Origin of the sequence: Coprococcus aceti, assembly GCF_025567285.1 — a bacterium.
Taxonomy (GTDB): domain Bacteria; phylum Bacillota; class Clostridia; order Lachnospirales; family Lachnospiraceae; genus Coprococcus; species Coprococcus aceti.
Genome location: NZ_JAOQJT010000004.1, coordinates 15,380 through 25,897, shown reverse-complemented (window position 1 = coordinate 25,897; position 10,518 = coordinate 15,380). Strand labels below are relative to the sequence as shown.

Sequence of the window (10,518 nt, the reverse complement as noted above, 5' to 3'; positions counted from 1 at the left end):
TCTTGATATGTACATTTGCGGAATAACCAGTATAAGTGTCTGGAACCCCCATTTATATACAATTTTACCAAAAATCAATATGTTATTCAATGTGCTTTATGAAATAATCACTTGACTTTCTAAACATAAAAAAGAACTTTTGCACATATATATGCAAAAGTTCTTTTTTTTATATACACTATATATTATTTTCTTATCTTTCTCACTGATACAACCACAAGTGCCGCCGCTACGATTCCGGTAAATATGTATATTGGAAGTCTGTCTCCTGTCTGTGGTGCCTTTCCTGCCTGTGATACACCCGCAGTCTGAGGATCATCATCATCCGGTATATCTATGTCATCCTTGACAAACACTGCAAGCTGTCCATCCGATGGGAATTCTGCCAGAAGAACTCCGCTCTCTACGCTGAATGGGATCTTGGTCCAGTCTCCGTCATCCGGAAGAAATCTCACCTGAACTGTCATATCACTGGTGATGGCCGCTCCTCTGATCTTTGTCGTCTCTATCTCAGAATAATCATAATCATTCACCGCTGTAACTGAGAACACTGCAAGAGTTGAATATCCATCCAGTGATTTATCTCCAAGCACCTCCGATGGTGCATCTCCAAGCATGAGATTGTCAATATCCGCTATAGTTGTATCCGCCTCGGATATGAGAATGTGTGTCGAATCTGTCTCATAATCATTCTCCGGGCTGTTATTCGCAAATGCTGTTGTTCCGCAGCCTAATGTTATCGCCACCGCTGCAAGCCAGGCTGCCGCTTTTCTCTTAAATGAAGCTGCCTTCCCCAATCTTGTTGTCATAACCTTCACTCCTTGTCTCCCTGATGTCCTTCTCCTGACATCATACTTTGTTCCAAAGTATACCATCATAAAAAGAGAGCGTCAATTGTGCAAAACTCCCTTTTTTATCTGGCATCCGCTTCTATTTCCCCTGTGAGTACCGACTGCACGATCCATCTTTTTCCATCCATTCCACAACATGTAGAAAGAGTCAGCAGTCTGCTGTCAACATCTATTTTTTGGTCATTTTGCACAACCCCAGTATCAAAATTCTCGTCAAATATTCCATCTATGTACGACCGTCTGCCTTTTTTGTCAGAGAAATCATTGTATGTGAATATATGTCTGTCATTTGTCCTGTATGCAGCAAACACCGTATAACACAGCGTACTGTTCGGTGTGTATACATACACATTCCTGTTGTTTCTGAGGAATTCCTCATCCTCATAATTGTGCAGAGTCTTGAACATAGTTCCACTGGACATGTTGTGTCCATACATGACCGTATCAAAATCCGAAAATCCTCTGGAATTTGCAGAGTCTATGAAGATTGCTCCATCAGGGCTGTACTCCCCATATGCATCATGGCTCAGATAATAGCTGTTGTCACTGCCCTGCAGTACCGCATAATCGACATCTGTTCCAGGTATGTATATCCACGCACATATATCCTGATTCTTTTTCTGAAGTTCATCAAAGTCCACCTTCACATGCGGGAATATCACATCATCAATTCCTGCATCCTGCTTGGACGAGGCATCGCTCTCCGTAGCTCCATCTGTTCCATAATCCACATACTCCCTGAGTGCCCGGTTTGCACGGTTGCTCCGGTTATGTGCAAACGCATATCTCACGATCAGGCAGATGCACACCAGCAAAACCACCGATGATACCCCCAAGACCACCTTCCATAAGAGCTTCTTACGCTCTCCTCCCGGTTCGGTCATCACTGCCTCTATCTCAGGGCTGTCGGTATTTCCATTTTCTGCGTGACTTTCCCGCTCATTGTCCTCGACAACGGATTGCGCGAGCGCCACCGCCTCTGCAATTTTTCTTTCTAATTCTTCCTGTCTATCATCGTTCTGCATACAGGCATTACTCCACTTCTCTGTAGAACATTTCGACAAGCTGCTCCTTTAACGCCGCATCGTCAACAATATATTCATCATAATAATTCTCTCTCTCATATGAACCCGGGAACTCATACATTCCGTCATCAGTAAACTCCGCCCCGGCAAATTTCCACGCCAGATACAGCATCCCGGTTCTGGATATGTCTGTTGATATATATCCCGACATCTGTTCATACATATCCCATATCTTCAGGGGATTTCTCTTAAGCTTTTCCTTTAGCAGGCCGCACCATGCACACATGTACTGCTTCTGCCTGTCCATACGGGCGGCATTTGTTCCTATATCCTCCGAGGCACTGTTGCGCTCCGTCACATAATATACCGCCTGCTCCCCCGACAGTGTCACTGTCTCGCCCTGGCGTATATCTGCTCTGTCCAGATCCTCCATGGCTTTCACCGTCACTCCTCCGACAAGCTCGTTCATCTTGCTGATCCCATCAAAGTCAAGCGTCACATATGCATGTATCGGAAGTCCGTCAAGCAGTTCTGATACCGTATATTCCGTGAGTTCCGCACCGTCAGCCACATCACTGCCATATGAAAATGCCAGTGCTGCCTGAAGATTCTGGGTCGTGATATATTTGCCCGCAACACCAAATACCTTGACAGGTGCCAGAGTATCCCTGTTGATATTCAGGCATCTTATCGTCTTGTCCCTGACATTGAGTGTGACAAGTATCAGGGCATCCCCCTGTCCCACGGTGTCAGCCTCTCCTCTGGCATCCACACCGATACACAGTATATTAATGTTGTCTTCATCATACATGTAGCTGTGACCTTCATACAGCATTTCAGCATCCCTGGATCTTTGTCCTCTGAGGGAGCTTCTGCCCGCATGAAGATATGCCGCACATACCAGGATCACCGCCACAACTATAGCCAGAACAGCCACGGCTGCTATGAGTAATTTTTTCTTAACTTTACTGTTACTTTTCATGTTCATGTTCTCAAAAAGCGGCACGGAAACTTCCGTGCCGCTCTTGTTCTTATCTTATATGCCTGACGTACTGCAATGCATCAATATTTCTTATCGATTATGCATACAGTGGATACTTCTCTACAATACTCTTTACAAGCTGCTCAGCCTTTGCCTTATCATTGTCAAGGACTGCTGCCTTTATGGCGTCTGCTATGATCTCCATGTCAGCCTCATTTGCACCTCTTGTGGTAACGGCTGGTGTACCAAGTCTTATTCCACTTGTTACAAATGGTGACTTAGGGTCGTTTGGAACAGTGTTCTTGTTTGCTGTGATATGAACCTCGTCAAGAAGCTTCTCAACTTCCTTACCTGTAAGTCCAAGTCTCTTGAGATCCATGAGCATCAGATGATTGTCTGTTCCGCCTGATACAATATCAAAGCCTCTTGCCATGAGTGCCTTTGCAAGTGCTGCCGCATTCTTGACAACCTGCTCCTGATATGCCTTGAACTCAGGTGTAAGAGCCTCCTTGAAGCATACTGCCTTACCGGCTATCACATGCATGAGAGGACCGCCCTGGATTCCAGGGAATACGGCCTTGTTGAAATTAAACTTCTCATTTATCTCGTTGCTGCACATGATCATACCACCACGAGGTCCGCGGAGAGTCTTGTGCGTTGTGGTTGTTGTCACATGGGCATATGGGATTGGGCTCATGTGAAGTCCTGCTGCCACAAGTCCGGCGATGTGTGCCATATCTACCATGAGATATGCTCCAACCTCATCAGCGATCTCTCTGAATCTCTTGAAATCAATAGCTCTGGCATATGCTGAAGCTCCTGCTACGATAAGCTTTGGCTTGCACTCCTTTGCGATCTCGAGAACTCTGTCATAATCTATAAATCCGTCATCGTTTACACCGTATGGCACGCAGTGGAAATACTTTCCAGACATGTTGACCGGTGAACCGTGGGTGAGATGTCCGCCGTGATCAAGATTCATTCCCATAAATGTATCGCCAGGATTAAGTATTGCGAAGAATACTGCCATGTTTGCCTGTGCTCCTGAGTGTGGCTGTACATTCACATACTCACAGCCAAACAGCTCCTTGGCTCTCTCTCTCGCAAGGTCCTCAACAACATCCACATACTGACATCCACCGTAATATCTCTTACCAGGATATCCCTCTGCATACTTGTTGGTGAGATGGCTGCCCATGGCTGCCATAACCGCCTTTGATACGATATTCTCGGAAGCTATGAGCTCCAGATTGTTATTCTGTCTGTTGAACTCGTCTGTCATTGCTGCCGCTACTTCTGGATCTACCTTTGTTATCTCGTCAAAACTGAACATCGAATTTACCTCCATCAAAAATTTGTTCCTATTATACTCATATATATCACTGTTTTTCAACAGTAAAATTTAACATGTCCTTGTACTGGCCATACTCGTACTCATTATAAAAATATTCCTCAGGTCTTGCGGATATTCCAAGCTCGTCATACCATTCGCCGAGAAGCTTCTCTCTGAGCTTTGTCTTTGTCGGCTCCGCCAGCGTGTTGTAGTTCCACAGGCTGAAGTGAAGAGCGTAATTTATATAGTCCTTCTCTATCTCTGTGTACAGACCGTGATCCTTCAGCATCTGTCTGAGTGCCAGCAGCATGTGATAGAAGTTATCCCACGACTTCTCTCTGGTCTTGGACAGCGAATCCCGGGTATCCACTCTTCTGTGGATGAGTATCTCACTTACTGTACATATGCGCTCAGCCAGCACCAGCGCGCTGAACACGAACAGCGCATCATTTGTGGTTCTCTGCTCCTGAAATTTCAGATCATTCTTCATCACAAATTCCCTGAGATACAGCTTATCCCACGCCCATCCCACAAATGCTCTGAATATATTTGTGGATATCTGTCTGCGGTTAAACGGCTCATACGGTGGAAGTGCCCACTCTATCATGGCCCACTTCTCATATACATACTCCTCAGTATCCATGTTGTACTGGTCTGATTTGTAGATGACTATCTCCGCCTGCTCCTCCTCGGCTCTGCGGAAAGCCTTCTCTACCATCTCAGGCTCGTAGAAATCGTCGCAGTCGAGAAACAGTATATATTTTCCTGTTGCCTCCTGCATTCCACGGTTTCTTGCCGCACCCGCTCCGGCATTCTTCTCTCTTATAAGTACGATCCTGTCATCCTTCTGCGCATACTGTTCTATGATCTGCGACGAATTATCGGTGGATCCATCGTCAACGCATATTATCTGTATATTTCTAAGGGTCTGTCCGGTTATCATGTCCAGACATCCCTCTATGTAACTCTCCGCATTGTATACTGTCAACACAATCGATACATCAATCACTGATACACCCCCTCCATCTCATCTGTTAGTTTCTATGCAAAAGCTTCTTTACAGCCTTCTTCAGTGTCACCGGAACAAACATCACAGCCTTGCCCACACGGAAAGTGGTTGATGTCTCATAATTGATCCGCTGAGCTTCCATCTCTCTTCTGAGTTCATCATTTTCTCTGTGACTCGCATCCAGCTCTTCAGCGCGTCGCCCCAGTTCATTGTTAAGGTCAAATATCTTTTTGCTGTAGACTACCTTGCCGAGATAATATCTCTTGAGAAATCCCGGATCCTTAGCAAGAACATAAAGCCCTGTCTTCTCCTCCTGGCTGAACAGCTCCTGGTCAAGCTCATCAAGTTCCATGCTCCTGTGGAAATCAACAGCCATACGCTCAGCAAACTGCCAGCCCGCATCCTCTGTCATCCAGTGAAGCATCTCGTAGTAACATCTCCATCTCTGAAGAGTGTAATATCCCTTCCACTTCTCCCACACAGACCAGTCCTGCATGAGATGATCCTTTATGCGGTCGTAGGTTATATTGACCGTGTACGCCGCATCCACATCGTCTATCCACACTGTGTCTATCTCAACTCTGTCACACATGTCACAGGCTGCAAACATCGCCCTATCAGCATGTACAAATGCCATCCACAATATATACAGATCAGGAAACAGCCCCTGCTGATGTGCCTCCACTCCGTCGCAGTATGTGTCCAGAAAGCTTCTGCTGTAAAGCCCCGCGCACACATGCCGTATCGCTATCGATATCTCAGGAGACGATGCCAAGCTCATAACCACTTCCCGCTGGACACTGTCATCCATTCTGTCATCAAACACTCCGATAAATTCCAGTTTTCCCTGCACGGCCCTTTCTGCCAAATGCTTCACAGCCTCCTCCGAAACAGCCACGCATGGTCTCGCCAGAAAAACATAATCGCCAAGATCTATCTTTTTTAAGCTGACATTCTCTGTACTCACTCCCTGCCCTCCTCATGTAAATTTCAAATAATATACCGAACATTTTTCATCAGCGCCAATTATACCATTAATTTCATTTTTTGTGAATACAGAGAAGGGCACAGGAGTATTACCCCTGTGCCCTTCTCTGTATGACCTGTATTATTTTATCTCTCATTTCCTGCCACAAGAGCCGTTCCATCATAATCGATGACTATGGCTGACTGTGTGCTCACGCTGCCCGCAAGTATCATCCTGGCAACAAGCGTCTCCACATTCTTCTGCAGATATCTCTTGAGCGGTCTTGCACCATACACCTGATCATATCCCTGATCGATGATGTGCTGCTTTGCACTCTCCGTAAGTTTGATAGTGATCTCCCTGTCTGCCAGTCTGCTGTTGAGATCTGCCATGAGAAGATCAACGATACCACTGATGTTGTCCTTGGACAGTGCCCTGAATGTAATGATCTCATCAATACGGTTCAGGAACTCAGGTCTGAATCTGCTCTTAAGCTGAGCCATTACGTCATTCTTCAGTTCATCTGTGATCTCTCCGCCGGCAGCTGCAATATCTGCACCACCGATATTTGATGTCATGATAATGATCGTATTCTTGAAGTCCACAGTTCTGCCCTGAGAATCCGTGATACGTCCATCATCAAGCACCTGAAGGAGCACATTGAACACATCCGGATGTGCCTTCTCTATCTCATCAAAGAGGACAACCGAATATGGCTTTCTACGAACAGCCTCTGTCAGCTGACCGCCTTCATCATAACCTACATATCCCGGAGGCGCTCCTATAAGTCTTGACACACTGTGCTTTTCCATGTATTCACTCATATCGATACGGACCATGTTCTGCTCATTGTCAAACAGCGCCGCAGCAAGACTCTTTGCAAGCTCTGTCTTACCTACACCGGTTGGTCCAAGGAATATAAATGAACCGATTGGCTTGCTAGGATCCTTTATTCCTGCTTTTGATCTGATGATCGCATCGCTGACATACTCAACAGCCTCATCCTGACCTACAACTCTCTTCTTAAGTTCACTGGCAAGATTAAGAGTTTTACTCTTTTCACTCTCCGTAAGTTTTGCAACAGGTATTCCCGTCCACTTGGATACGATCTTGGATATCTCGTCCTCTGAAACCACCTCATGTACGAGCTCCCTCTCCTTATCTGAAGCTGTAGACTCAGCCTCTGCAAGTTCCTTCTGGATAGCAGGAAGCTTACCATACTGAAGCTCTGCTGCCTTGTTCAGGTCATAGTTTCTCTGAGCAGCCTGTATATCGGCCTTGACCTGCTCCATCTCTTCCTTGAGTGTTCTTATCTTCTCAACTGCAGCCTTTTCATTCTCCCACTTTGCTTTCAGGGAATTTGCCTGATCCTTGAGTTCTGCCAGTTCAGCCTGAAGGTCTGCCAGTCTCTGCTTTGACAGATTATCCTCCTCCTTCTTAAGGGCTGTCTCCTCAATCTCCAGCTGCATTATCTTACGTGTGATCTCATCCACTTCAACAGGCATTGAATCAAGCTCTGTCTTGATCATGGCACACGCCTCGTCAACAAGATCTATTGCCTTATCCGGCAGGAATCTGTCTGTTATATATCTGTTGGAAAGAACCGCTGCACTTACAAGGGCACCATCTGATATCTTAACTCCATGGAACACCTCGTACCTCTCCTTGATTCCTCGAAGGATAGATATTGTATCTTCAACGGTTGGCTCATCCACCATAACCGGCTGGAAACGTCTCTCAAGAGCCGCATCCTTCTCTATATACTGTCTGTACTCGTTCAGTGTTGTGGCACCTATACAGTGCAGCTCACCTCTGGCGAGCATAGGCTTAAGCATGTTTCCCGCATCCATTGCACCATCAGTCTTGCCTGCTCCGACGATAGTGTGAAGCTCATCGATGAACATAATCACTTCACCCTCAGACTTCTTAACCTCATCAAGGACATTCTTAAGTCTCTCTTCAAATTCACCTCTGTACTTGGCACCAGCCACAAGAGCTCCCATATCAAGTGCAAATATCTTCTTGTTCTTAAGTCCCTCTGGTACATCACCTCTGAGTATCCTCTGTGCAAGTCCCTCTACAACCGCAGTCTTACCTACACCAGGCTCACCGATAAGCACCGGATTGTTCTTTGTCTTCCTTGACAGGATCCTGATCACATTTCGTATCTCAGCGTCACGTCCTATTACCGGGTCAAGTTTCTGCTGTCTTGCCCTCTCGACCAGATCATATCCGAACTTCTCCATAGCCTCATATGAGCTCTCCGGATCATCACTGTCCACCTTGTGGTTACCTCTGATTTCTGCCAGCTCCTTGAGGAATGCATTCCTGCTAACTCCCCAGCCTTTAAGAAGCTCCTTGATATCCGAATCAGCCTTATCCACCATGCCGAGGAACAAATGCTCAACAGACACATATGTGTCGCCCATCTGCTTTGCTTCCTTCTCTGCCTGGATGAGAGCCTTTGAGAAGTTATTTCCGGCATACATATTGCCACCGCTGACCTTCGGCAACCTTGCCAGCTTATCCTCCACCGCATTCACGGCACCAGTAACATTCACGCCCATCTTCTCAAATATCTTGGCTATCAAACTGTCATCTATCTCAAGCAAGCCAGCCAAAAGGTGCATCTGCGTAAGTTCCTGATTGTCGTACTCCAGAGCTTTTTCTTTTGCTTTCTCTACAACTTCCAACGATTTACGTGTGTATTTATCCATCTCCATAGCTGTTTACCTCCTAAACTAAACTTTCAGGGAACTGATACCTTAATATCACTTCCCTGTCTGATGATAATATAACACACTCGTTAGCACTCGTCAACACTGAGTGCTAACATTTTTTTATTATTTTAAATTATTTCTCTCTATGGTAAACTACCACCCCGGCAGCCCCTAATAAACATGCCATCATGACTATGAGCATCAATGCCACATTTCCGTCATCTCCGGTATTTGGTACACCTGACCCCTTTTTTGAGTCTGCTACAGTTGTATTCTCTGTTGAGGTCACGTTAGTTTTCTCATCGGTTGTCTGTCTCTCTGTTGTTACCTTCTCTGTCGTCTGCTCACTTGACGTTGGTTTTTCAGTTGAAGGTTCATTTGTAGTCGGTTCATTTGTTGCTGGTACATTCCCCTTCTTTACCACTACCTTTGCAGCAGGAGATGCATAATAATTTTTGGTCTCCTTATATCTCACATAATAATTTCCATCTGCAAGTTTCTTAAGTACCGTGCTTTCACAATCCAACCATTTTTTCTTGTCGACACTATATTCCATTGACGTCTTCAGATTAGATATCTGACCATCATTTTTCCCATCCACAGTCTCTGCCGTTGCGACCAAACCTGTAGGTGCCTTCTGCTTTGCCTTATCTATTGTGAACTCTTCCACGATCTGTCCGTGCATGGTATTTTCACCCTTGATAGTAACTGTAGCTGTTCCCGCATCAATATTATCCGCATATACACATGAGTAACTTTTTCCTTCTGTCAGAGTCTTTCCGCCATAAGAAACCGTAACCGCAGGTTTCTTTTCTTTTCCATCGTACACATACGATTTTGGAGCAATGCTGACAGCGACATCTGCACCATCCGACAAGCTGCGGTAACGGAGAATAAAATCCTTAGCCTTGGCTCCTGTCTCATCATCAATGATTGTCGTTCCTTCTACAGAAAGTCCCTCTGGTACAAACTCCTTCACACCGTCAAATCCATCTGCAATATGCCCAAAGTTGCTAAGTCCGTCACTGTTCTGTACCGTAAATACACAGTCTGTATCCATCTCAAGTTTTTCAAACCAACACTGTGAACCGTTGAGCGTCACATTTGAGCCATTATTCAGACAGATTCCATCTTTTGTCATCCAGTTGATACTATCCGTAATGAATTTGACATTTGACAAAGTCAGCATAGCATTAGTAAATCCAACACTTCCATTTGTGATACCGCAATTTAATGTTCCGTTTTTCACGTATAACGAATAATCAAAATTCATCATCTGCAAAGTGACACTTTTACCGTTGAGATCTATAATGATATGTTTATTATGTTCACCATCATTGTATCCTATAGAAGCCGAAGGATCATATATATCACTAATTATACATATTGTATAGCCATTCTGTGCGGCTGCAAATGCATCAGCCAGTGTAGCATATGATCCGATCTCATCGCCATTGCCATCCGTCACAATTGCCACATCCCCATCCGCGGCCTGCACCTTCACAGAGTTCTTTCCCGCAATAATCACTACAGCAAATATACATGCCATAATCAACCCAGTTACCAATTTCTTTGATTTCATAATTATCCCTTTCCTCCTGTCTTTAATCCCTGGCAGTTACTGCCAGATA

8 protein-coding genes are annotated in these 10,518 nt (G+C 45.2%); all 8 read right to left on the bottom strand.

Annotated elements, in window-relative coordinates:
- Window positions 1-185: 185 nt before the first annotated feature.
- The 8 genes from OCV54_RS07090 to OCV54_RS07055 all read right to left on the bottom strand — a co-directional run bounded on the left by OCV54_RS07090 (window position 186) and on the right by OCV54_RS07055 (window position 10,469).
- Window positions 186-809 (bottom strand): hypothetical protein, encoded by a 624-nt coding sequence (locus OCV54_RS07090; protein WP_015533966.1) that lies wholly within the window; start codon window positions 807-809, stop codon window positions 186-188.
- A gap of 104 nt (window positions 810-913) precedes the next feature.
- Window positions 914-1,876, bottom strand: a complete 963-nt coding sequence (gene srtB, locus OCV54_RS07085; protein WP_055147022.1) for a class B sortase — start codon at window positions 1,874-1,876, stop codon at window positions 914-916.
- A 7-nt stretch (window positions 1,877-1,883) separates the two neighbouring features.
- Window positions 1,884-2,858, bottom strand: coding sequence for an LCP family protein (locus tag OCV54_RS07080; protein WP_158576563.1), 975 nt, complete (start codon window positions 2,856-2,858; stop codon window positions 1,884-1,886).
- 97 nt (window positions 2,859-2,955) lie between these two features.
- Window positions 2,956-4,191, bottom strand: coding sequence for a serine hydroxymethyltransferase (glyA, locus tag OCV54_RS07075; protein WP_015533968.1), 1,236 nt, complete (start codon window positions 4,189-4,191; stop codon window positions 2,956-2,958).
- Window positions 4,192-4,237: 46 nt separating this feature from the next.
- Entirely contained in the window at window positions 4,238-5,200 is a 963-nt protein-coding gene (locus tag OCV54_RS07070; protein ID WP_055147031.1) for a glycosyltransferase family 2 protein, read from the bottom strand.
- A gap of 25 nt (window positions 5,201-5,225) precedes the next feature.
- Window positions 5,226-6,167 (bottom strand): hypothetical protein, encoded by a 942-nt coding sequence (locus OCV54_RS07065; protein WP_055147034.1) that lies wholly within the window; start codon window positions 6,165-6,167, stop codon window positions 5,226-5,228.
- Window positions 6,168-6,313: 146 nt separating this feature from the next.
- Window positions 6,314-8,890, bottom strand: coding sequence for an ATP-dependent chaperone ClpB (clpB, locus tag OCV54_RS07060; RefSeq protein ID WP_055147037.1), 2,577 nt, complete (start codon window positions 8,888-8,890; stop codon window positions 6,314-6,316).
- 130 nt (window positions 8,891-9,020) lie between these two features.
- Window positions 9,021-10,469: an LPXTG cell wall anchor domain-containing protein gene (locus OCV54_RS07055; protein WP_055223250.1), complete on the bottom strand. Its 1,449-nt coding sequence runs from the start codon at window positions 10,467-10,469 to the stop codon at window positions 9,021-9,023.
- Window positions 10,470-10,518 lie beyond the last annotated feature (49 nt).